We start from the raw sequence: 22,558 nt of genomic DNA, 5'->3' as shown, positions 1-22,558 counted from the left end.
AGCTAACCGCACTGCGCGACCAAGCTCAACGTGTCCGGAATTTCTTCCGCGCATCCCTTACCGATCCCCTGATCGGGTATTCTTCTCCTTCGAAAGCCTTGGTCTGAGATCCAACCCTCTCGCCATCAGCCTTACGGTGCCGCCGAGGCCATTTGCCAGCCGCTCAGCCTCGTCGTTAAGAACAGCGATCAACTGCTCGAAACTTAGGCGCTCGCCCGTCCTTGGATGTTCCCACTGACGATGTCTTGCGATGGTTACGAGTAGACAACCCGCACGGCACTCATCTGCTGCCATGTATTTGGTCAGGAGCTGATCGTGAACCGTGTTGAACAAGTCCATGCCGGAGCGCTCATCGCCCAGTTTGAGTTCAATAACCCCCTGCTGGCCCGAACCGGTCGACCGAAAACGGATATCGGTCTCCTTCTCGTCCGCGGTTACGCTTTCCTGATCGATAGTGTAGCTCTGTCGGGCGGCATCTCGCAGCACGAGTGCCAGTGCTCGCCGCATCACATGCTCGTCATTGATGCTGGCCCATAGTTCTCGCGGCGAAACGTCCTGGAGTAAGAGATCATCAATGTCTTCGAGACGATCCCGCATCAGCGCAAACATCGCGTCCCTTGTCTTGGGTGGAGTCTCACCGTGCCGTTCGAGAGCTGCGAACTCAGCCTCGGTGAGCGCGACGTCGTCCGCTTCTTCTGCAGCCTTCTCGTCTGCCACAGCAATAGCGCGATCCTTGAGATGAGCAAACAGCGGATCGTTGGCCATTTCGATCTTGATGGTCCAGGCTTCGGGGCCGGGCGCCGCAAATAGCGCACTCAAGATCGCATTCCGTCCGCGTTCGGCATAGTCCCGCGTGTCCGGTGTATATGAGCCCTCATGATGGTTGTCGTCATCGGGCCGGACCTGGCGGTAGGCGAGACGGAGAAGGCGCAGCAGGAGTGCAGGACCAAATCGGGAGCTGCCAAGGTCGAAACCCAGGCCTCCGTGGCCGTTGTTGAAGAGATTTGCGAAGATTTGTACGGCCGGGCTCGTCTTGCCGATCGTCATGCCGGCCATTCCCTTCTCGAGCGTGTCAACGCCAGCCTCAGGATCGCGATTCAGGAGTGCCGGCAGCCACACCTTTGCGATAGGGGCCGCAATATCGTCGCCAAGATGCTGCTTCGCTGTTTCGCGGATGAACCTGCGATCATCATCATTCCCGGTCTTCACAAGCAATTCGATCGCTTGCCGTAGATTTTGTTCATAGCGAAAATCGGTTGAACCGCTGTTCCCTACAATCTCAGTCACCCAGGCTCGAATGCGGGGAACGAAGAGGGCCGCGACGATGGCCGGAGCGTGACCGATGTGCTGGAGGAATATCGAGTAGGTGCCAGCGTTCGTTATCTCTTCCAAGGCCAAGCTCAACTCCTGGCCAAGGATGCGATCAACAGCTTGGGGGTATTCAACCGTCAAGCTTTCCAGCCACGACGGAAGCGCATTCATCTCAACCGGCGCGAAACGACAGGCAAGTTCGGCTTCCTGTTCCGTCAGTTTTTGGGCCCAATTTGGGTCTTCAGCCTCTGCCGCAATACAGGCAAGACCGAACTGCCATCGAACCAGAAACGTATCCTTGTTGTTTTCGGCGCGTTCGCTGCGGAGCGTCGGTCTTTCCTTTCGCCACGCTGCCATCATGGTCTCGCGGAGCCGGTCGGCGACGCTCATGCCAAACTGCGCCTCGATGAAACGGCGGTTCCAACCGGAGGCCCGGCTTTTCTCGCCGGAACGTTCGATCGCGCGCCATAGGTCCCAAGCCGTGCCTTCCGCGCGATTGCCTGAAAAGACGGCGCCCGGATTTTGCGCGACTTCGCGCCAAAACGTCACCCAACTTGCATGGTCCTTGGCCTCGCGTCGCTGGGCCTGTTTCGTCCGCTTTGCATTTTCCACTTCCATGCGACGAATTTCGGCCGAGATCTCCTGCGGTTTCATGCGATTATCGATGATCGCCGTGAGGTCCGGGGAGTCAACAACGAGCGGCTTAAGCCCCTCAAGAACTTCGCGGTAATTCGTTGCTCCGCGATTTAGCAAGTTTAATTCGGCGTAGAGCATCATCTCGCGGTGATCGATCGGAGCTTGCTGATCGACGAGACATTGGCGAATCCAGGCATCGTCTTTGTCGTTTAACTGGATGCCGCCATGATAGGAGAGGTCAAAAATGCGTTCCCATGCGCTCTTAACCTTGTGAAGACTCGCGACAAAACCACTTTCTGCCCAGAACGCCCGTTCGCGTGCATCGAGTGGAAGCCGATCGAGCGCACGGCGCAATGAGGCAAGAGCGTCTCTCTCCGTGCTGTACTCCTCTTTTGAAAGCCGGATCGCAAGTAGGCTCGACGCGATCCACGCATCACTTCTTACGCCTCCGATCTCTTGCCGCCGGCAGGCTGCATTGAGCGCGGGTACCAGATCGTATCGTTTCGTTCGAATATGTGGGAACTTATTCTGGTCCCATGTGATCCCATCAAGGATCAGAGTGGTGAGTGATTGCCGCAGTGCGTCGAGGTACTCCGACTTCAGATCGGCGGTCTCAATTTCGTGCGGCAGACGATGGGTAAGTTCGCCAATGCTGCGGGGATGCTCATGTATCCGTCCGAGTATGTTCGACAACTGGTCAACTGATACATGCCCGGGGAATAGTTCTATGAGAGCCCGGCGCGCCATGACATTGGGCCATCGGTCTGACTCCATCTCGAGTGAAGTCACCAGCCGCTCAAGTCGTTCGTCGCTAAGCTGTACCATGGCCTCGATGGCGAGGGTGCGTTCACGGATGTCTCTGGCCGCGTCCATTGCGACAGCGTGGACAATGTCCGCACACTCCTTCAGCTTGCCGATGGCAATGACCCGAAGCAGAAAGGTCCGCACTTCAGGATTCTCGATCTCACCTTCCCAGAAGCGCTTCACGCTGGCGGCAAGTTCGGGGCAAGTGAAACGGTGTGCCTGAATCTCAGGGATACTGAGGCCTCGCCAGCCGCCGCGGCCGTAACGGTCCACATACGCTTTGAGGGCCCTGATCCGCTTTACCGGGCTCAATGACTGCGGATCGCCATGGTTGAGAATGACAGCGGGATCGAGCAACAATATATCGTCAAAAATGGTGCTGTGCCAAAGAGCAAGCCACGCTGCTACCGGTCGCATTGTCGGTCGAACTGTTCGTGTCCCCTGCGCTGTCTCCACGAACAGGAGCCTCTTGATGGATTTGATGGGCACGCCGCAGGCCAAAAGCGCATCGAGCCGCCTTGCGGCAAGAAATTCGAGCACGGATCGGTGGTGAAAGCGAACGCGGCCGTAGCTCGCGAAGCCGAACAGAGCGCGCTCCAAAAGAACGGATTGGGCTTCCGCACCCCAGTCGAGCAAGACCTTGGAGACGTCCAACGCTGCTTCGCTGGCGTGGATGCTGTCAGCGTCGGCGGAGTGTCGCAAGGTGAGCTTCCGGGTCAACAGGCGCGGCGAGCGCAAGGCGGCTTGCTCCCTCGATTGCCACCTCATGCGAAAGTTCGACCCTCTCTTTGGGCTCGGTCCTCGGCTTCAGTTTGGTGGCGACATTCGACTCGACCTGTTCGCGGTGCGACCGGATACGATGGTGCTCTCGCCAGTCCGAGCACAGTTCGATCAGATCCTGAGGACGTTCCGCGAACTCCTGCGCGTCGCGTTCGCGGATATCCGCCAACAGCGCGTCAGGGTCGGTCAACCCTTGAAGAACGGCGAACTCCCGCATTTGCTCGGCCGACAGAGGCATCAAGCTGACATTGCGCCACGGTTTAGGTCCGTTCCCGTCGGAGGGCTTGTTTTGGTTCCGCTCCATCATCATGTCGGCGAACGCCTCGGCCGTCGGCGTTGCCTCCCGCGACAGCGGAATGGGCAGATGTTCCCTGAAAAGTTCACGATCGATCGGCACCGGCCGCGTTGTGACGATAATGCGCGAACGGCTCAACTGGCCGGCTAGCGCCTTGTTGAGCCGCTTGAGTGCCTGCTCGAAGCTACCAAGCGTAAGCTTCAGCTCATCGTAGGAATCGAGGAAGAACGTCGCTGTTTCGGATTGAGATCGTAGCCACGCGTCGAAGCGCAACTCCTCCTCATGGCTGAGCATGTCGCGGACCGAGCTTCCTGACAGGGTCGCAAGTTCCAGAAAGAACGCAGGCTCTCCGGCGCTCCAGAGCCTGGCCTGCTGTGTCTGGCACTCGTACGTCTTTCCCGCCCCAGCCTCCGAGACCATGATGACGCGCTGCGAGAGCAAGAGCTCGTCCCAGCCGAAACTGCTGCGCCAACCAATTCGAGCAAGTATCGAGGCTCTTTCGATATCGGCGACCTCGATGTCCGACAGGTCTCGAAAAGAACGCTGGATGGCTGGTGGAGTGACGGAAGAATCTGTTCTTTGGGGCATCGCGTTGCCACGCATAAGCTGATGAAAGTGGGAGCTTGATTCGCTATCAGCAGGTTAGCAGCACGTGGCGATCATGGAATTGCGGTGACAGTGCTGGACTGCACCCCTTAAGTGAGACACGATAATTACAGTGACAGGCATTTCGGGGATGACTTGTGGCACGACAAGGAAAGAACCGTCAGTTTCCGACAGCTCTTAATCGCGTCGCGTCTGAGGACCAGTTGGTGCCGCTTTCGAACGGGGCCAGCATGCCATAGTGCCACTGTTTTGCCCGACGGGTCAAACGATATTCGTAAAATTCGAAATCCGCGCTGGCCTTGAATTGTAATTCCTGAGCGATTTCTGCGCGTTGGTTCAATTGGCCATCGTCTGTCGTTGCTTTTGCGAAGATCGCTCCTCGTCGCAGACGCCGCGATCTTCGTTCCTTTGCTGCTGATTTCCTCGGCGCGGCAACAGTTTAACCGAATGCGCGATGTGCCGTTCGCCGGCCGCGTTTCTACTGTGCATGGGGTTGTTTTTCACTTTTTTGCAGGAGGGATCCCGGGCCGACCAAGTGACGAGGAGAGGGAGCGCAGCCTACGCACCGCGCTGCTCCTTCCCTGGCGCCCGAGCAAAAGAAAAGGCCCGGTCGCGATTCGCGCCGGGCCTTTTTCGTTCGTGCCGACCAGCGCGCTTACGCGGCGGTCGAAGCCTTCTGCGCGGCCTTTGCCTGCGCGGCAGCAGCCTCGTCCTTGCGGATCTCGGAGAGCTTCTTCTGGACCTGCTCCGAGAAGATGTACTGCGCCGGGCGCTGCTTGGACATGTCGATCTCCGGCGCCATGGGACCAGAGGTCTTGATGCCGCGCAGCGACACCCACATCGCCTTCAGCGGGTTGTGGAGGGCAGCGGTGGCCGCGGTCGGCTCGTAGCCGCAATGGGCCATACAGTCGGCGCACTTCTCGTATTTGCCGGTGCCGTAGCTGTCCCAGTCGGTGGTGTCCATCAGCTCCTTGAAGGTTTTCGCGTAGCCTTCACCGAGCAGGTAGCAGGGCTTCTGCCAGCCGAAGATGTTGCGCGCGGGCATGCCCCAGGGCGTGCACTCGTATTCCTGGTTGCCGGCGAGGAAGTCCAGGAACAGGCCGGAGTGCATGAAATTCCACTTCTTGCCCTTGCCCATCGCGAAGACGTCGCGGAACAGCTTCTTGGTCTTGGTGCGGTTGAGGAAGTGCTCCTGGTCCGGCGCGCGCTCATAGGCGTAGCCCGGCGACATCGAGACGCCGACGCCGAGCTCGACGGTGAGGTCGAGGAATTTCGCGATCTCCTCGGCCGGATGGCCGTCGAAGATGGTGGCGTTGACGTTGACGGTGAAGCCGCGCGCCTTGGCCGCCTTGATCGCGGAGACGGCGCGGTCGAACACGCCCTTCTGCGACACCGCCTTGTCGTGGTGATCGCGCAGGCCGTCGAGATGCACCGAGAAGAACAAATAGGGCGAGGGTTCGAACAGATCGAGCTTCTTCTCGAGCAGCAGCGCGTTGGTGCAGAGCGAGACGAACTTCTTGCGCGCGACGAGGCCGCGCACGATCTCGCCGATCTCCTTGTGGATCAGCGGCTCGCCGCCGGGAATCGCGACCATCGGCGCGCCGCATTCGTCGGCGGCGTCCCAGCACTCCTGCGCCGTCATGCGGCGGTTGAGGATCGCGTCGGGATAATCGATCTTGCCGCAGCCGACGCAGGCGAGGTTGCAGCGAAACAGCGGCTCCAGCATCAGCACGAGCGGATAGCGTTTGCGGCCAAGCAGTTTCTGCTTGAGCAAATAGCCGCCGATACGCATTTCCTTGAAGAACGGGATAGCCATTACAAGTTTCTTTCTGGGCTTTGAATTCGGGTGAGTCAGCTCGCAGCCAATTGGGCCGGAAGCCGGAATTCGATGTTTTCCTCGCGGCCCGGTAACACCGAGACCTTCACTGGTCCGATCCGCCGCATCGCTTCAATCACGTCATCCACGAGTACCTCGGGCGCCGAAGCGCCGGCCGTGACGCCGACGGTCCTGGCATCCTTCAACCACGCCGGATTGAGCTCGCTGCCGTCGGCAATCAAATAACTCGCGACGCCGGCTTCGGTGCCGATTTCGCGGAGCCGGTTCGAGTTCGAACTGTTGGCAGCGCCCACCACCAGGATCACGTCGACCAGCTTGCTCAAATCCCTTACCGCAGTTTGGCGGTTCTGTGTCGCATAGCAGATATCCCGGATATCCGGACCTTGAATATCTGTAAAGCGGGCCTGGAGGGCAGCGATGATGTCCTTGGTGTCGTCGACCGACAGGGTGGTCTGGGTGATGTAGGCCATTGGCGTATCCGCCGGCAGCGTCAGGGCGTTAACCTCTTCAACGCTTTGAACAAGCTGCACTGGCCCCGGGACCTGGCCCATCGTGCCCTCGACCTCGGGGTGGCCGGCATGGCCGATCAGAATCAGCGTGCGGCCCTTGGTGATGTAGCGCTTCCCCTGATTGTGAACTTTCGTGACCAGGGGGCAGGTGGCGTTCAGCACCGGAAGATCGCGCGCGGCGGCCTCTTCCTCGACGCTGCGGGCGACGCCATGGGCGCTGAAAACGGTCACCGCCTTCGGCGGCACTTCGGACAATTCCTCGACGAAGATCGCGCCCTTGTTCTTCAGGCTCTCGACCACGTATTTGTTGTGCACGATCTCATGGCGCACGTAGACGGGCGGGCCGTACTTCTCCAGCGCCCGTTCCACGATCTCGATCGCACGCACCACGCCCGCGCAGAAGCCGCGTGGCTGCGCCAGATAAACTTCCATTGGACGCCCATCACGCAAGTTGCACCAATCCGCTTCAAAGTTCCCGGCAGCACCTCGATACTGACCAATGAAGTGCAATATCCGCACCATTGGTCTCGCGCAGCGGTAGCTGCCCACCCCCGTTGGGCTCCGGCGCATGGAGGCGCAATACTTTGTGTCAAAAAATCGGCAGCAAGGGAAGTCGAACGCTCCTTGGGTTCCCAGACAAAGGCAGTTCGATGGTATTTGAGTAGGTCATTTCCGGTGAGCAACATGGCGACATTTGGCTCACTCTTTCGTCACTTTCCCGCCTCAACTCCCCGGCTATACCGACCGCCCCGCATGATTTTGCCATGGGTCCTCCGCCGTTTACCTCGAACCTTGTCGCGGCGAGAACCACTCAAACAGCAATAGGTTTCGCCCGGGAACTCCGATAAACAGCGGGCGTTTCCGGCAAGCTGTTAACCGCAGAAAGAAAAGAAGTGCTGCAAAGCGTCGTTGTTGCCATCGTCAGGGCCTGTACCCGGTTTGCCTCCCTCGTCGTCATTTTCGGGCTCCTGCTGTCGGTGGGAGCGGGCTATTACGCTGCGCGCCACTTCGCCATCAACACCGACATCAATTCGCTGATTGCCCAGAATTTGGACTGGCGCCAGCGCGACCAGCAGTTCGACCGCGCCTTCGACCGCGACGCGACCATCACGGCGGTCGTCGAGGCCAAAACGCCCGAGATGGCGAGCGCGGCAGCGGACGCGCTCTTTGCCAAGCTCAAGGACGACAAGACCAACTTCCAATCGATGCAGCAGCTCGGCAGCGGCGAGTTCTTCGAGAAGAACGGCCTGTTGTTCCTGCCGACCGAGGAGGTCGGCAAGATTACCGGTCAATTCGAATCGGCAGCGCCCCTGATCGAGATCATGGCGGGCGACCCCTCGATCCGCGGCCTGACCGGCGCGCTCGAGACCGGACTTGCCGGCGTCAAGCGCGGCCAGGTCAAGCTCGACAACACGGAGCGGCCTTTCAACCTGATCGCGCAGACGGTCGAGACCGTGCTCAACAAGGGCAATGCCAGCTTCTCCTGGCGCGAGCTCGTCAGCGACGAGCCGCTGAAGGATTCGGACAAGCGCGCCTTCATCGAGTTCAAGCCGGTCCTCGACTACAACGCGCTGGAGCCGGGCAAGGGCGCCACCGACGCGATCCGCAAGGCCGCAGCCGATCTGGATTTTCCGACCAAATACCAGGCGCGGGTGCGGCTGACCGGCCCAGTCCCGATCGCCAACGAGGAATACGCGACCGTCCAGGAAGGCGCGGTCGTCAACGGCATCGGCACGGTTCTCGTCGTGCTGCTGATCCTGTGGCTGGCGCTGCATTCGGCGAAGATCATCTTCGCGGTCTTCGTCAATCTCTTCGTGGGTCTTGCGATCACGACCGCGGCCGGTCTGATGATGGTCGGCTCGCTCAATTTGCTGTCGATCGCGTTTGCGGTGCTGTTCGTCGGCCTCGGCGTCGATTTCGGCATCCAGTACAGCGTCCGCTACCGCTCCGAGCGCTACAAGCACGACGATCTCTCGGGCGCGCTGGTGCTGGCGGCGAAGCGCTCGGCGGTGCCGCTGTCGCTCGCGGCGATGGCAACGGCCGCCGGCTTCCTCTGCTTCATGCCGACCGACTACAAGGGAATCTCCGAGCTCGGCCAGATCGCCGGCGTCGGCATGCTGGTCGCGTTCCTCTCGTCGATCACCGTGCTGCCGGCGCTATTGAAGCTGTTGAACCCGCCCGGCGAGCCGGAGCCCGTCGGTTACGCCTTCCTGGCGCCGCTCGATCACTTCCTTGAAAAGTACCGCGTGCTGATCGTCGGCGGCACGCTGCTGCTGGCGCTCGGCGGCCTGCCGCTGCTCTACTTCATGAAGTTCGACTTCAACCCGATGAACCTGCGCAATCCGCATGCCGAATCGATCGCGACCTTCCTCGACCTGCGCAAGGATCCCAACACCGGCGCCAATGCCATCAACGTGATGACGACGTCGGAAGAGCAGGCAAAGCAGGTCGAGGCGAAGCTGGAGAAGGTGCCCGAGGTATTGCGGGTGATGTCACTCGACAGCTTCGTGCCGCAGGACCAGCCGCCGAAGCTGAAGCTGCTCGCGCAGGGCGCTAAGGTCTTGAATCCCGCGCTCAATCCCGACCAGATCGACGCGGCGCCGTCGGACCAGGAAAACGTCGAAGCGCTGAAATCTTCGGTCGACAATCTGCGCCGGACCGCGGGCGATGCGAAGGGACCGGGTGCGCTCGCCTCGCGCCGGCTGGCCGACGCGCTCGAGAAGCTCGCTAATTCCGACGAGGCCACGCGCAACAAGGCGCAGGACGTGTTCGTCACACCGATGAAGATCGTGTTCGACCAGCTCAAAAACGCGCTGCAGGCCGAGCCGGTGACCTTGAAGTCACTGCCGCCGGATCTCGTCAGCGCCTGGAAGAGCAAGGACGGCGTCATCCGCGTCGAGGCGCTGCCCAAGGGCGATCCCAATGACAACGACACGCTGCGCAAGTTTGCCGCGGCCGTGCTCGCGGCTGAGCCGACCGCGATCGGCGGGCCGGTCTCGATCCTGAAATCCGGGGACACCGTAGTGAAGGCGTTCATCCATGCCGGCGTCTATGCACTGCTGGTGATCGGCCTGCTCCTGTGGATCACGTTGCGGCGGTTCGTCGACGTGCTGATGACGCTGGTGCCGCTCCTGGTTGCCGGCGCGGTGACGCTCGAGATCTGCGTGTTGGTCGGCCTGCCGCTCAACTTCGCCAACATCGTCGCGTTTCCGCTGCTGCTCGGCGTCGGCGTCGCCTTCAAGATCTATTATGTCGTGGCGTGGCGCTCGGGCAGGACGAATCTGCTCCAGACCAGCCTGACACGCGCGATCTTTTTCAGCGCGCTGACGACGGCGACTGCGTTCGGCAGCCTGTGGCTGTCCAGCCATCCCGGCACGTCCAGCATGGGCAAGTTGCTCGCACTCTCGCTGGTGACGACGCTTGCCGCCGTGCTGCTGTTCCAGCCGGCCCTAATGGGCAAACCCCGCAATCTCAGGGAGTAGGCAGATGTCGCCGACCGGGTCGGCGGCGCCCTTCTGACCGGGCTTGGCCGCGCCGGCGGCCTTCGGGGCTGCCGGGGCAGCTGCTGTGGCGCCCGTCGTGCCCTGGGCTTTCGGTGCCGCGCCGGTGGACTTCGGCGCGCTCTTGGCCATGGCGTTGGCGGAGCTCAAGGGGATCGGCGGACCCACCCGGGTCCAGGTCTCGCCCCCGCAGAGAAAGCCCATCACACAGCCCTTGATTTCGAGCTGGTCAGTCCCGGCCGGCGTGATGGTCGCGCTGTAGAGCTGGCCGTCCTTGGCGTTGTAGACCTGTCCTTCCCACTGATCGGCGCCGGGCTTCTTCTTCATGTCGATCAGGGTCGGCATGCCCAGCGTCGGCCTGTTCTTTTTTGACACATCCGGGTTATTCTCGTCGCGGCCTCCGGGCTGCTTTTCCCAGGAGACGGCACCCCACATGCTGCCACTGCATTGGGCGACACGGATGTTGGCGACGCCGTCGGCGACCCGCCAGTCGCCGGTCGGGTCTGTGGCGAGCGCGGGGGTCAGACAGGTGTAACCGCCAGCCAGTATTATTCCGGTGTAAAGGGCTAAACGCATGATAGTTCCTTGGCAGTGCAACATGGTTTAAAGCTGTGCTTGCGAAGATGGTCCGAAAAAGGGCAAAAGGCCGCACAGACCGTTTCGATAGCGGTCCGTTTTCAGTTGACTAGACGGCCCTCAACCGAAGTATGTAGCGGATGCACAGTCCAAATCCAGACATGTCTGAGCTCTTCGCGGACCGTCAGGCCCAGCGCAGCGCCCTGCATAATCGGTATCTGAACGAGCAGTTCGTTCGGGTTCTCAAGACCATCGGCTACGATGTCGGCTTCCAGAAGGGGCAGGGGCAATACCTCTACGACCGCGAGGGCGCGCGCTATCTCGACCTGTTGTCCGGATTCGGCGTGTTTGCGATCGGGCGAAATCATCCCGTTATGCGCGAGGCGCTCAAGAGCGTACTCGATGCCGACCTGCCGAACCTCGTCCAGTTCGATGTCTCGACGCTCGCCGGCGTGCTCGCCGAGCGCCTTCTGAAATACGTCCCCTATCTCGACAAGGCGTTCTTCGCCAATTCCGGCGCTGAATGCGTCGAGGCAGCGATCAAATTCGCGCGCGGCGCGACCGGCCGTCCCGGCATCGTCTATTGCGCCCACGGCTATCACGGTCTGACCTATGGTGCGCTGTCGCTCACGGGCGATTCGAACTTCCGCACCGGTTTCGAGCCGTTGCTGCCGGGCTGCACCCCGATCCCGTTCAACGATCTGGCCGCGTTGGAAAAGGCGCTGGCCTCACGCGAGGTCGCGGCCTTCGTCGTCGAGCCGATCCAGGGCAAGGGCGTCAACATGCCCACCGACGAGTTCCTGCCCGGCGCGGCAGCGCTCTGCAAGAAATACGGCACGCTGTTCGTCGCCGACGAGATCCAGACCGGTATGGGCCGCACCGGCCGCTTCCTTGCGGTCGAGCACTGGAACGTCGAGCCCGACATTGTGCTGCTGTCGAAGTCGCTGTCCGGCGGCCACGTGCCGGTTGGCGCGGTGCTGACGCGCAAGGCCATCTTCGACAAGATCTTCAACCAGATGGACCGTGCGGTGGTGCACGGCTCCACCTTCTCCAAGAATGACCTCGCGATGGCTGCGGGCATCGCCACGCTCGACGTCATGGAGTCCGAGAAGCTGATCGAGTCCGCCGCCAAGCGCGGCGCCGAGCTGCGCCTGGCGCTGACGCGCATGGTGCCCGGCTACGAACTGTTGAAGGAAGTCCGCGGCAAGGGTCTGATGATCGGCATCGAGTTCGGCCCGCCGAAGTCGCTGCGCCTGCGCGCCTCCTGGAACGTGCTGGAGACCGCCAACAAGGGCCTGTTCTGCCAGCTCATCACGGTGCCGCTGTTCAAAGATCACAAGATCCTGACCCAGGTCGCCGGCCACGGCAGTCACACCATCAAGCTGCTGCCGCCGCTCACCATCACCGAGGAAGACTGCAGCTGGATCGAGCGCGCCTTCGACGACGTCATCGCCGGCAGCCACAAGGTCCCCGGCGCGATCTGGTCGCTCGGCAAGACCCTGGTGGACAACGCGGTGAGACGGTCGGCGTAGTTCGCCGATCCGTCTCAACGCTCGTCATTGCGAGCGAAGCGAAGCAATCCAGGCTATCTCGGCGGAGGCAGTCTGGATTGCTTCGCCGCTTCGCTCCTCGCAATGACGGTGCGGGGTGAATCTACCCCTCCGCATTCGCCTTCATCGCCGCCTCGAACTTGTCGACGAACTCGGCGAGCTCGTCGGCGGCGATATCGCTGACGGCCCAGAAATTCAGGCCGCGATTGCCCCAGCGGCGGCAGTTGAAGCCTTGCATGGTCTCGGTCTTCGGCGCGCGATATTCCACGTTCGATGTCTGCGATACGAACAGGTTGATGACGTGCTGCCGGCGCCGGTAGACGACCGCGCCGATGGCGCGCGCGTCGATGTAGTCGAGCCGGCCGCCGACCAGCGTAAAACCCTGCGCGGTGAGATCGATCACGGGCGGGGCGACGTCGAGCTTGCCGTTGAACCACGGCTTGACCGTGTGCTGGTCGGTCGAAATCACGTCGGTGAGGTGGCCAGCCTGGAGCGAGCGCAGATGCGCGGAGACGACCTCCGACAGGATGCGCTGCTGGTCGTCCTGGCGCAGCACCACGGCGACGACGCCTGAGGCGGCGAGCGCGGAGACGGCTGAGCCCATCGCAAAGCCGCGCAGCAAGGAGCGGCGAGTCGGTTGGTGCTGTGCTTGCGGCAGTGACGCCTCGATCCGAGCGCGGAGGCTCGCGGGCGCGGTGTAGCGCAAATCGGTGTCGGCGAGCACGCGCTGCATCTCGCGCTGCGCGGCGAGCTCGGCGGCGCAGGCCGGGCAGCTGGCGATATGCGCTTCGACCTCGCGCGCATGGCCGGCATCGAGTTCATTGTCGAGCAGCGCGTGAAGCAGGATTCTTGCTTCGTCGCAGATCATCTTGCTTGCTCCTCTTCCGCCGTCCAGGCCGCCCGCAGCATGGCGCGCGCGCGGGCGAGGCGGGACATCACGGTGCCGATGGGCGCGCCGACCGTCTCGGCGATTTCACGATAGGACAGGTTGTTGATCTCCCGCAGCACGAAGGTCTCCTTGAACGGTTCGGCGAGCGTGTCGATCAGCTTGCGGATCGCGCCGGCATCGCGGCTGCGCAGCACTTCGGCTTCCGGGCTTGCCTCGCTCTCCTGCCAGATCGGTGTCTGCTCGGCGGCGCCGGGTGTATCCTCGATCGCGCTGGGCCTGTGCGCCCGCCGCGCATATTCGGCGTTGCAGACGTTGCGCAGGATCGCGAACAGCCAGGGTTTCATCGCCGGCCCGCGATAACTGTCAAAGTGCTTCAGCGCGCGCAGATAGCACTCCTGCACCGCATCCTCGGCGTCGGAAGCATCGCGTAGGAGGTAGCGCGCGAGCGTGTAGACGTCGTCGAGATGGGGCAGTGCCGCTTCGCGGAAGCGCTGCGCCTTCTGCAAATCGTCGGTGGCGGGCATCGCTCCTCGCTTTGCCTCTTGCTTTGCTTCGTCTCTTGCCTTGATCGAAGACGTCCGAGCCCGGCCGGCGTGGGACCACCGGCCGGGCAAGACGTTGATGTCTCGGCTCGAGATGTTACTCAACCTTGATCATCCCCGTCATGTGCGGATGCAACGAACAAAAATATTTGTAATCGCCCGCATTGGTGAAGGTGAACGAGAACTTGTCGTCGGTGTCCAGGGTCTTGGACCTGAACTTGCCGGCCGACACGATGGTGTGCGGAATGTCGTCCCGGTTGGTCCAGGTCACGGTGGTGCCGGCCTTGATCTTGAGCTCGGCCGGCTGGAAGACGAAATTGTCGATATGCACCTCCGTCTCGTCGGCGCGGGCAGCCGTTGCGGGCAACAGGATGGCCGCGACCAAAGCGAGACCGAAGTCGATACCGAAGTCGCGGCGATTAAGTGTCTTCATGATCAGCCCTTCTCTCAGCCCTGGAGCGGCGTGTCGATGATGGCGAGGCGCTGCTCGTTCTGCTTGAAGTTGATGCTGGCAACGCCGAGCATGGACCGGAGTCTAGCGTCCTCGACCCTCATCGGCCCGGGCGAGGGAGCGGCCCCCGGCGCCGGCTGCGGGAAGGCGGTCGAGCGCGCAGTGTGGAAGGTGACGTTGCCCTCGGCCTTCTGCATCACCTGATGGATGTGCCCGTTAAGCACGGTGACCGAGCCAAAACCCTTGACATATTCCAGTGCGCGGCCACCATCCTCGGTGCCCCAGCCCCATTGCGGGTAGACGGTCCAAAGCGGGATATGGGCGAACAGCACGATCGGCGTCGATTTCGACTTGCCGCGCAGATCGTCTTCGAGCCAGGCGAGCTGCTCGGCGCCGAGATTGCCAAGGCCGCCTGCTTTGAGGTCGACGACGTTGACGAGGCCGATGAAGTGCACGCCGCCGGCGTCGAAGGAATACCAGCCGTGCCCCTTGGTGCCGCGGCCGTAGCGTTCGCGATAGAGCTTTACCTCCTCGTCGATGAAGTCGTGCTCACCCGGCACGTAGTGCACGTCGAGCTTGGTCTGCGAGATGATGCGCTCTGCGTCATCGAACTCGGTGACCTTCGACAAATGGGTGATGTCGCCGGTGTGGATCATGAAGGACGGCTTGATCGGCATCGCGTTGATCTTGCCTACGGCTTCCTCCAGCGTGCCGAGCGCGTTGGGATTGGCCGGCTTGTCGAATCCGACATGGCTGTCGCTGATCTGGAGGAAGGTCATGCCGGGCGCAGCCGCGGCTTGCGCGGTATCGATGATGCCCAGCGAGCGCGGCACCCCGCCGGTGATGGTCCAGAGCACCCCGGTGCCGGCCCAGGTCATGCATTCCAGCACCTTGCGGCGGCTGACGCCGTCTTCGCCATGGTCGTGTCCGCTCATCACGCATCTCCTCTGGCCCGAAATTGGGCTTGCCGGGAGGTGATCGGGAGAGGGGCGGGTTTATTCCCGGACTCCAGATAAAATGGATCGGGACCGGCTAATCACGTTTCCGAGAACCGGTTTACCCCGAAACAGGTGGTCTCCGCACCGCGGGACGCCAATGGTGGCGCAGCCGAGCAACCATCTCGCGCTGTGGAAGCCGTTGCCGGGCCGTCGTTTCTTGGTGCTTACGCAACGATCAGGATGCAGCGTTCAGTCGCAGCAATCATCCGCGAATCGACGAGACTGACTTCGGTGTCAGAAACTAACTCGTTCGAAGGTGAGCTCGCATCGAGAGAATAGGAACAGCTGGAGATCAACTGCATTCAAGGTTCGCCAATGACGCAGGCTGCCGAGTTTGACGCCTTGGCGAACGCAACTGAAGAGGAGTTGATGATGATGAGAACACTTGCGATCCTTGCGGCAGGCGCATCACTGCTCGCAGTCTCTTGCCCGAGCTATGCAGCAGACCATCTGTTCACTGCCGTGGCTGCGGGCGGACTGTCGAACACCCCCGGCCAAGAAAGCCAACCATTCCTGAATGGACTCAACAATCCGGGTCGACCGGGTGACGAAGTCCCAGGTCAAGGCAGCGTATTTCAGGGCGAGGACCATACCGTCCCGGCAACGGATACGACGACCGGGGTGAAGATGCTTAAAACGCCTCCGCCAGCGCAGAGCGGGACGAAGACTGTGCCGACGGGCAGCCCTTCGGTGCCCTAATCCAGCCACTGCGATCGCTTCGGGGCGGGCCAGAAGCGGCGCGTTCAGTCTCAGCTCTTCTGGTCTGATCACGCCGCCTGCGGCATCGTCAACGAGGGGGCAACGTTCAGCGTGGAGCGCCGCAAGAGCTAATGCGGCGAAATTATCATTCGCACGGATAATCAATTGACATCGCCCCGAAGCCTTCTGATGCGCGCAGCATTGGGGGGCTGCGTGGTTGCCGCTGCCTATCCATTGTGGGCTCCGGACAGCTCGCTCACAGCTGCCGGCGGCGACCATGATGATCTGCGCTATGTTAGCATTGCCCGCGACAACGTCATTCAGAACATCACCGCTGCCGGAACGCTCGAAGCCGTTGATACCGTCGAGGTCAGCTCGCAGCTTTCGGGGCAGGTCGCCAAGCTGATGGCCGACCACAATTCCATCGTTCGGGCCGGCCAGCCCCTTGCTGCACTCGACAGCGCCACTTTCGAAGTCTTGGTCAAGGAAGCAGAAGCCGCGCTCACCATCGCGCTCGCACAACACGAGGAGGCCAAGGCAGCCGTCGATGGCGCGCAGGCGCACTACGATGACGCGTTGCGCGATCTTCAGGTCAAGAGCTCACTCAGCAAGAACGGCAGTGTTTCCCAACGCGACGCCGAGCGAGCGCAGATGACGGCTCGCTCGCTCGGCGCTGAATTGTCTGCGGCGCAGGCGCGCGTGCAGGTACGCGCGGCCGGTGTGATGGTTGCGCGTGCCTCCCTCGAACGGGCTCGACTTGATCTCGAACGAAGCATCGTCAAGTCGCCGATCGATGGAATAGTCATCCGGCGCAGCGTCGAGCTTGGCCAGACAGTGGCTGCAAGCCTCCAGGCGCCGACCCTCTTCACCATCGCGCGGGATCTGTCGGACATGCGCGTCAGTGCGTCCGTCAGCGAGGCCGACATCGGCGCGGTGCGAACCGGCCAGCGTGCGCTGTTCAGTGTCGATTCCTATCCGGGACGGACCTTCGAGGGCCGCGTACTCGAGATCCGGAAGGCAGCACGGATGGTACAAAACGTGGTGACCTACACCGTGATGATTTCGGCGCCCAATCCAGAAGATCTGCTGCTTCCCGGGATGACGGCCGATGTTCGCATCGTAGTTCAAGAGCAACACGATGTGATGGTTGTTCCCAATGCCGCACTCAGTTTTCGCCCGGTGCGGGACGGCGCAACCGATCGCGCCCCCGGACAGGGAGTGATCTGGATCCGCACGAAGTCCGGCCATCTGGACCCAGCCTCGGTCTCATTGGGCGCCACCAGCGACTCTCTGACCCAGATCCTGTCGGAGGACGTCCAAATCGGTCAGCGGGTCGCCATCGGTTATCGTAGCAAGCCATGACATCGCTCGTCGTCCTGGAGCATATCCACAAGCGGCACCGGCTCGGCAGCCAAAGCGTTCACGCGCTGTCGGACATAACCATGCAAATCGATCCGGGAGAGTTCGTTGCCGTCGTGGGCCCATCCGGATCAGGAAAATCCACCTTGCTTTCGATCATAGGCTGCCTCGATCGACCCTCCTCCGGAGGCTACTTTCTTCACGGTCAGGATGTACTTGCGCAGTCAAGGCGCCGATTGAGCGAACTGCGAAACCGGCGCTTCGGTTTTGTGTTTCAGAACTTCAATCTGTTGCCACGCCTGACCGCACTCGAGAATGTAGGGTTGCCCTTATTCTATCGGCGTGACGGGCTGCGCAATCCGATCGCAAGGGCACGCGTTGCGCTCGAGCGGGTCGGTCTCGGCAGTAGGATGCAGCATATGCCTGGCCAGCTCTCGGGCGGTGAGCAGCAGCGAGTCGCCGTCGCGCGTGCGATCGTCAACGAACCCGACCTTCTCTTGGCCGACGAGCCGACCGGGGCACTCGATACGAGCACACGCGATACCATCCTCTCGATACTTGCCGAACTCCGGCGTGGCGGCCTCACGGTCATGCTTGTAACCCACGACGCCGAAGTCGCGGGGCGCGCGCAGCGCACGATCAGGCTCCGGGACGGCGCAATCGTCGGCGACTCGATATCTCTCGGCACGTCCTCAACTTCGACCATCGCGGAGGTTTGATGCGATCGCTCGGCTACGTCCATCTGGCGCTTCAGTCGATACGTGCGCACATATTGCGCTCTGTTCTCGCGATAACGGGCATTGTCATCGGCATTGCCGCCGTGCTGATCGTGGTCGCCGTGGCGGAAGGGGCGCGTGCCGAGATTTCGAGACAGATCAATTCGCTTGGATCGAATCTATTGCTGGTGCAGCCCGGTGCGCAAAACGCGCAAGGCGTGCGACAGCAGGCGGGCACCGTCCTGTCGCTTACGACAACCGATGCGCTCGCTGTTGCTCGCGAAGTGCCCGACGTTGTCATTGCGGCGCCATTCGTGGGCGGGCAAAAGACGGTCATCGCGAGAGACTTGAACTGGTCAACCCTTGTTGCCGGGGTGACCCCGGAGTTTTTTGAAGCCCGTGGGTGGCGAATAGGGGACGGGCAGCTATTCAATCAGGATCAGGTTGCATCAGTCGCAAAGATCGCGGTGATCGGACGTACGATCGCGCGCGAACTGTTCCGCGACAGCGATCCGCTCGGCCGCTTCATCCGTATCGACCGCACTTCATATGTCGTGATCGGGGTGCTTGCCGAGAAGGGGCAGGACTTCACCGGCCGCGACCAGGACGACGTCATCTTCATTCCCCTGTCGTCCGCAAGAATCTTCGCCACCGGACGAAGTCAGGCCAATCCGGATGCCGTGCATACGATTCTGGTGAAGACCGATTCCACCCAGTCAATGACAGCGGTGGGAGGTGCGATTGCCCGCGTCCTGCGGCAGCGTCACAAGATCATGGGACATAAGGACGACGATTTCCGGATTCAGAACCTCATCCAGATCGCCCAGACGCGCGATCGGACCTATCGCCAGTTCACGTTGCTGGTGTCCGCGCTTGCGGGAATCTCGCTCCTGGTCGGCGGCATCGGCGTGATGAACATCATGCTCGTATCGGTGACCGAACGGTTCAATGAGATCGGCATTCGCCTTGCGTTTGGCGCCCGGCCACAAGATATTCGGAAACAATTTCTGATGGAAGCGGTGCTCCTCTGCACCATCGGCGGCCTGTCGGGTCTCGTTGTCGGCTATGCCTGCACGCGCGTTGTGCCCTCCGCGTTGGGCTGGCCCGTCGAGTTCAACGCAGGGATGGCGCTGGTCGCCGTCGCCTGCTCCAGTCTCATCGGCATTGTCTTCGGTCTTCTGCCGGCCGAGCGGGCTGCGCGCTTGGATCCGGCGGCGTTACTAAGGTCCGGTTAGAAGGACGAGTTTCCTCGTCCCTCTTGGCGGGCTGGTGCGATGGGGATCTCGTCCGGGTTATTCGGGTCGGCTGTCAAACTCCAGCCAATCTTCATGGCATAGAAAATCTAAGTCAACGCGTCAGAAGATCTGGTTTGATCCGGGGATGGCGGCGTGAAACAAGCTCCCACCGAACCATGAAACAGGTGAGCGACAATGGTTGATGCGAGCGAAGTTGCTATCAGTCACCTGCAGCGCCGGAAGATCGAAGGGCGCGTGCTGATCCCGTTCATTCAGGTATTGCGTGACCGGTTCGGTCAAAGCGCAATGCGCGAAGTCGTTGACGAAACGATACGCAGGCTCGCCGCCGAGGACGGCGCGAGATGGGCGGCAACCTACGGCAAGACGACTGCGTCGCTGCGAACCGTGGCGCAGGAGCTCTGGGCGGGCGGCGGCAGCATGGACGTCGAGGTGGTCTCGGAGTCCGACGATCACCTCGATTTCAATGTTACGCGCTGCCAATACGCCGCGTTCTACAAGGAGCTGGGTCTCGCTGATCTCGGCATTCGCGTCCACTGCAATCGTGATCATGCCATGCTGGCCGGCTTCAACGACAAACTCGAACTGTCCCGAAGCCAGACGATCATGGAGGGCGGAGCCTGCTGCGATTTCAGGTTTCGCAAGCGGTCGTAGGGCTACGCCGAAAACTCCCGCACGGCCTGCACCACGACGGCCGGCGCTTCCTGCGCAACGCAGTGGCCGATGCCGGCGAAGGCTTGCGTGCTGACGCGCGGAATGAGTGACGCGGCGCGCAAGGCCATCTCCTTGTAGATCGCGCCCGAGGTCGCGGCGGTCGTCACGCGCACTGGGCAATCGATCTCGATGAGCCACGCGAACGGATTTCCGCGGGCGTCGCCGGTGTAGATCTGGTCCATTGCCTCGAAGATCGGCCGCAGGATCGCTGACTCGATCTCTGGCGTGCAGCAGAGCCGCACCCGGCCATTCTCCAGAGGCGCGAAGCCGTGCTTCACATAGGCCCACAGCGAGGTCTCGGTCCAATCCGCGAACGCCGGCGCGGCGCGGTAGCGCTTGAAGACCGCCTCAAAACTGTCGAACTCGGCCTGGCGCCGCAGCACGCCTTGCACGCCGGCGGTGGCCCATTCGCTCAATCCCGACGACGCATCGCGTGCCTTGCGCGGATCCATCACGGTCGGCTCCATCACGAACAGGCGCGTGAAACGGCCGGGCCGAAGTTTCGCTGCGAGCAATAAATCCGTCGCACCCGCGCTGTGGCCGATGCCGTAGATGTCGCGCAGCTCCAGCGCATCGATCACCCGGCAGACGTCGTCGGCGTAATCGAGGAAGTGATATGCGCCGGGCTTGTGGCTGGCGCCGTGGCCGCGGCGGTCGAGCGCATAGACGGTGTAGGTCGATGCAAGCTCACGCGCGACCTCGTCCCAGACGTCGGCGACGAAACCGGTGCCGTGCAGGAGCAGGGCGGGCGGTTTGCCGCGCTCGCCCCACTGCAGCATGGCGATCTCGGAGCCGGCTGGGCCGATGGAAAAGCGGTGCGGATCGATCATTATGGCAAGATGCTACTTCGCATCCTCCAAGATCATCGTCGCGCCTTTCTCGGCGATCATCGCGGTCGGCGTGTTGGTGTTACCCGAGGTGATGGTCGGCATGATCGAGGCATCGACGATGCGAAGACCGCCGAGGCCGTAGAAGCGCAGGCGCTCGTCGACCACCGCCGTCGGATCGTTCGCCGCGCCCATCTTCGCGGTGCCGACGGGATGGAAGATGGTGGTGCCGATGTCACCGGCGGCCTTCGCGAGCGAGGCATCGTCGTTGCCGACCGAGGGACCTGGCAGATATTCGCGCGGGCGGTACTTTGCCAATGCCTTCTGCTGCATCAGGCGGCGGGTGGTGCGGATTGCGTCGGCGGCGACCTGGCGGTCGTCATCGGTCGACAGATAGTTCGGCGCGATGATCGGTTTCTCGTCCGGGCTCGCCGAACGGAGGCGCACGGTGCCGCGCGAGGTCGGCTGGAGATTGCACGCGCTCACCGTGATCGCGGGAAAGCGGTGCAGCGGATCGCCGAACTTGTCGAGCGATAGCGGCTGCACGTGGAACTGAATGTTGGCGCGTGCGCGCGTTGCATCCGAGCGCGTGAAGATGCCGAGCTGTGACGGCGCCATGGTCAGCGGACCGCGGCGGCGGAAGGCGTAGTCGAGCCCCATCAGGCCGCGGCGGAATAGGTTATAATAGGTCTCGTTCAGCGTGCGCACGCCCTCGACCTTGTAGATCGCGCGCTGCTGCAGATGGTCCTGTAAGTTGCGCCCCAGACCGGGCTTGTCCATGACGACGTCGATGCCGAGCGGCGACAGCCAGTCGGCGGGGCCGATGCCGGAGCGATGCAGCACTTGCACCGAGCCGATCGAGCCGGCCGAGAGGATCACCTCGCGCTTAGCCCGTGCCTCGATGATCTCGCCGTTCTGGATGAAGCGCACGCCCACCGCGCGGCCCTGCTCGATGATCAGGCGGTCGACCAGCACATGCTTCTCGAGCCGCAGATTGGGGCGGTTCAGCGCGGGCTTGAGGAAGCCGCGCGCCGACGACCAGCGCCGGCCACGCTTCTGGTTGACGTGGAAATAGCTGGTGCCTTCGTTGTCGCCGGTGTTGAAATCCGGGATGCGCTTGATGCCCATCTCCTCGGCGGCGTCGCCCACTGCATCGAGAACGTCCCACGACAGCCGCGGCGCCTCGATGCGCCAGCCGCCGCCGGCGCCGTGGTGCTCGCTCGCGCCCAGGAAGTGATCCTCCAGCCGCTTGAACAGCGGCAGCACGTCGTCATAGCCCCAGCCGGTCATGCCGAGCTGGCGCCAATGGTCGTAGTCGGCGGCCTGTCCGCGCATCGAGATCATGGCGTTGATCGACGAGCAGCCGCCGATCACCTTGCCGCGGGGATAGGCGAGCGCGCGGCCGTTCAGGCCCGGCTCAGCCTCGGTCTTGAACATCCAGTCCGAGCGCGGATTGCCGATGGCAAAGAGATAACCGACCGGGATGTGGAACCAGATCCAGTTGTCGTCGCCGCCGGCCTCGAGAATGAGGACACGGTTCTTCGGATCGGCCGAGAGCCGGTTCGCGAGGATACAGCCCGCCGTGCCGGCCCCGACGACAATGTAGTCAAACTCACCTTCGAGCCGTCTTGGCATTCTGCGTCCACCCAAACAGGCGTCATGCCCGGGGCTTGTCCCGGGGCTCCAGCGCTTTCTGTCCTAATAGT

The 22,558-nt window shown here is 62.1% G+C and carries 18 protein-coding genes; 7 read left to right on the top strand and 11 right to left on the bottom strand.

What is annotated here, in order from left to right; translation table 11 throughout:
- Positions 1-57: 57 nt before the first annotated feature.
- The 4 genes from AAE027_RS00780 to ispH all read right to left on the bottom strand — a co-directional run bounded on the left by AAE027_RS00780 (position 58) and on the right by ispH (position 7,210).
- Positions 58-3,489 carry a hypothetical protein gene (locus tag AAE027_RS00780; RefSeq protein WP_370985215.1) on the bottom strand — a complete coding sequence of 1,144 codons (3,432 nt, stop codon included), beginning with the start codon at positions 3,487-3,489 and terminating at the stop codon, positions 58-60.
- Positions 3,431-4,414: an NACHT domain-containing protein gene (locus AAE027_RS00775; RefSeq protein ID WP_370985217.1), complete on the bottom strand. Its 984-nt coding sequence runs from the start codon at positions 4,412-4,414 to the stop codon at positions 3,431-3,433. The genes AAE027_RS00780 and AAE027_RS00775 overlap by 59 nt, the downstream gene beginning before the upstream one ends.
- Positions 4,415-5,087: 673 nt before the next feature.
- Positions 5,088-6,248, bottom strand: coding sequence for an adenosyl-hopene transferase HpnH (gene hpnH, locus AAE027_RS00770; protein WP_091890723.1), 1,161 nt, complete (start codon positions 6,246-6,248; stop codon positions 5,088-5,090).
- A gap of 35 nt (positions 6,249-6,283) precedes the next feature.
- A complete protein-coding gene (ispH, locus tag AAE027_RS00765; RefSeq protein ID WP_091890726.1) occupies positions 6,284-7,210 on the bottom strand; it encodes a 4-hydroxy-3-methylbut-2-enyl diphosphate reductase in 927 nt (308 codons plus the stop codon).
- Positions 7,211-7,671: 461 nt separating this feature from the next.
- Here ispH and hpnN point away from each other — a divergent pair, with 461 nt between their 5' ends.
- Positions 7,672-10,260 carry a hopanoid transporter HpnN gene (hpnN, locus tag AAE027_RS00760; RefSeq protein WP_370985218.1) on the top strand — a complete coding sequence of 863 codons (2,589 nt, stop codon included), beginning with the start codon at positions 7,672-7,674 and terminating at the stop codon, positions 10,258-10,260.
- Here hpnN and AAE027_RS00755 read toward each other — a convergent pair.
- Positions 10,228-10,854 (bottom strand): DUF2147 domain-containing protein, encoded by a 627-nt coding sequence (locus AAE027_RS00755; RefSeq protein WP_370985219.1) that lies wholly within the window; start codon positions 10,852-10,854, stop codon positions 10,228-10,230. The genes hpnN and AAE027_RS00755 overlap by 33 nt on opposite strands.
- A 140-nt stretch (positions 10,855-10,994) precedes the next feature.
- Here AAE027_RS00755 and hpnO point away from each other — a divergent pair, with 140 nt between their 5' ends.
- Positions 10,995-12,386: an aminobacteriohopanetriol synthase HpnO gene (hpnO, locus tag AAE027_RS00750; RefSeq protein ID WP_091890735.1), complete on the top strand. Its 1,392-nt coding sequence runs from the start codon at positions 10,995-10,997 to the stop codon at positions 12,384-12,386.
- Positions 12,387-12,507: 121 nt separating this feature from the next.
- On the opposite strand, the gene AAE027_RS00745 is transcribed toward hpnO, so the two are convergent.
- The 4 genes from AAE027_RS00745 to AAE027_RS00730 form a co-directional block, all read right to left on the bottom strand.
- Complete coding sequence (locus tag AAE027_RS00745; RefSeq protein ID WP_370985220.1) at positions 12,508-13,272, bottom strand: anti-sigma factor family protein; 765 nt, start codon at positions 13,270-13,272, stop codon at positions 12,508-12,510.
- On the bottom strand, positions 13,269-13,817 hold the full coding sequence (locus tag AAE027_RS00740) for a sigma-70 family RNA polymerase sigma factor (protein ID WP_370985221.1): 549 nt from the start codon (positions 13,815-13,817) through the stop codon (positions 13,269-13,271). The genes AAE027_RS00745 and AAE027_RS00740 overlap by 4 nt, the downstream gene beginning before the upstream one ends.
- Positions 13,818-13,932: 115 nt before the next feature.
- Positions 13,933-14,268: a cupredoxin domain-containing protein gene (locus AAE027_RS00735; protein ID WP_091890741.1), complete on the bottom strand. Its 336-nt coding sequence runs from the start codon at positions 14,266-14,268 to the stop codon at positions 13,933-13,935.
- A gap of 14 nt (positions 14,269-14,282) precedes the next feature.
- The gene (locus AAE027_RS00730; RefSeq protein WP_370985222.1) at positions 14,283-15,221 is read right to left on the bottom strand and encodes a metallophosphoesterase family protein; all 939 of its coding nucleotides are present in this window, start codon (positions 15,219-15,221) and stop codon (positions 14,283-14,285) included.
- 378 nt (positions 15,222-15,599) lie between these two features.
- Between AAE027_RS00730 and AAE027_RS00725 the strand changes: the two genes are divergently transcribed.
- The 5 genes from AAE027_RS00725 to AAE027_RS00705 all read left to right on the top strand — a co-directional run bounded on the left by AAE027_RS00725 (position 15,600) and on the right by AAE027_RS00705 (position 19,965).
- On the top strand, positions 15,600-15,983 hold the full coding sequence (locus AAE027_RS00725; protein ID WP_128935000.1) for a hypothetical protein: 384 nt from the start codon (positions 15,600-15,602) through the stop codon (positions 15,981-15,983).
- A 189-nt stretch (positions 15,984-16,172) separates the two neighbouring features.
- Positions 16,173-17,345 carry an efflux RND transporter periplasmic adaptor subunit gene (locus AAE027_RS00720; RefSeq protein WP_370985223.1) on the top strand — a complete coding sequence of 391 codons (1,173 nt, stop codon included), beginning with the start codon at positions 16,173-16,175 and terminating at the stop codon, positions 17,343-17,345.
- A complete protein-coding gene (locus tag AAE027_RS00715; RefSeq protein WP_370985224.1) occupies positions 17,342-18,061 on the top strand; it encodes an ABC transporter ATP-binding protein in 720 nt (239 codons plus the stop codon). The genes AAE027_RS00720 and AAE027_RS00715 overlap by 4 nt, the downstream gene beginning before the upstream one ends.
- Positions 18,061-19,293, top strand: a complete 1,233-nt coding sequence (locus AAE027_RS00710) for an ABC transporter permease (RefSeq protein ID WP_370985225.1) — start codon at positions 18,061-18,063, stop codon at positions 19,291-19,293. Before AAE027_RS00715 ends, AAE027_RS00710 begins: the two co-directional genes overlap by 1 nt.
- A gap of 195 nt (positions 19,294-19,488) precedes the next feature.
- Positions 19,489-19,965 carry an L-2-amino-thiazoline-4-carboxylic acid hydrolase gene (locus AAE027_RS00705; protein WP_370985226.1) on the top strand — a complete coding sequence of 159 codons (477 nt, stop codon included), beginning with the start codon at positions 19,489-19,491 and terminating at the stop codon, positions 19,963-19,965.
- A gap of 2 nt (positions 19,966-19,967) precedes the next feature.
- Here AAE027_RS00705 and AAE027_RS00700 read toward each other — a convergent pair whose 3' ends face one another.
- A complete protein-coding gene (locus tag AAE027_RS00700) occupies positions 19,968-20,855 on the bottom strand; it encodes an alpha/beta fold hydrolase (protein ID WP_370985227.1) in 888 nt (295 codons plus the stop codon).
- 12 nt (positions 20,856-20,867) lie between these two features.
- Positions 20,868-22,487 carry a GMC family oxidoreductase gene (locus tag AAE027_RS00695; RefSeq protein WP_370985228.1) on the bottom strand — a complete coding sequence of 540 codons (1,620 nt, stop codon included), beginning with the start codon at positions 22,485-22,487 and terminating at the stop codon, positions 20,868-20,870.
- Positions 22,488-22,558: the final 71 nt, after the last annotated feature.

The organism is Bradyrhizobium sp. DN3 (genome assembly GCF_041357655.1).
GTDB lineage: Bacteria > Pseudomonadota > Alphaproteobacteria > Rhizobiales > Xanthobacteraceae > Bradyrhizobium.
Note: the sequence above shows the minus strand (reverse complement) of the source record. Positions and strands in the feature narration are given on the sequence as shown.

Coding starts and splice junctions, on each gene's coding strand:
- AAE027_RS00775 (WP_370985217.1), bottom strand. CDS start 4,414: ATGCCCCAAAGAACAGATTCTTCCGTCACTCCACCAGCCATCCAGCGT.
- hpnH (WP_091890723.1), bottom strand. CDS start 6,248: ATGGCTATCCCGTTCTTCAAGGAAATGCGTATCGGCGGCTATTTGCTC.
- ispH (WP_091890726.1), bottom strand. CDS start 7,210: ATGGAAGTTTATCTGGCGCAGCCACGCGGCTTCTGCGCGGGCGTGGTG.
- AAE027_RS00755 (WP_370985219.1), bottom strand. CDS start 10,854: ATGCGTTTAGCCCTTTACACCGGAATAATACTGGCTGGCGGTTACACC.
- hpnO (WP_091890735.1), top strand. CDS start 10,995: ATGCACAGTCCAAATCCAGACATGTCTGAGCTCTTCGCGGACCGTCAG.
- AAE027_RS00745 (WP_370985220.1), bottom strand. CDS start 13,272: ATGATCTGCGACGAAGCAAGAATCCTGCTTCACGCGCTGCTCGACAAT.
- AAE027_RS00740 (WP_370985221.1), bottom strand. CDS start 13,817: ATGCCCGCCACCGACGATTTGCAGAAGGCGCAGCGCTTCCGCGAAGCG.
- AAE027_RS00735 (WP_091890741.1), bottom strand. CDS start 14,268: ATGAAGACACTTAATCGCCGCGACTTCGGTATCGACTTCGGTCTCGCT.
- AAE027_RS00730 (WP_370985222.1), bottom strand. CDS start 15,221: ATGAGCGGACACGACCATGGCGAAGACGGCGTCAGCCGCCGCAAGGTG.
- AAE027_RS00725 (WP_128935000.1), top strand. CDS start 15,600: ATGACGCAGGCTGCCGAGTTTGACGCCTTGGCGAACGCAACTGAAGAG.
- AAE027_RS00720 (WP_370985223.1), top strand. CDS start 16,173: ATGCGCGCAGCATTGGGGGGCTGCGTGGTTGCCGCTGCCTATCCATTG.
- AAE027_RS00715 (WP_370985224.1), top strand. CDS start 17,342: ATGACATCGCTCGTCGTCCTGGAGCATATCCACAAGCGGCACCGGCTC.
- AAE027_RS00710 (WP_370985225.1), top strand. CDS start 18,061: ATGCGATCGCTCGGCTACGTCCATCTGGCGCTTCAGTCGATACGTGCG.
- AAE027_RS00705 (WP_370985226.1), top strand. CDS start 19,489: ATGGTTGATGCGAGCGAAGTTGCTATCAGTCACCTGCAGCGCCGGAAG.
- AAE027_RS00700 (WP_370985227.1), bottom strand. CDS start 20,855: ATGATCGATCCGCACCGCTTTTCCATCGGCCCAGCCGGCTCCGAGATC.
- AAE027_RS00695 (WP_370985228.1), bottom strand. CDS start 22,487: ATGCCAAGACGGCTCGAAGGTGAGTTTGACTACATTGTCGTCGGGGCC.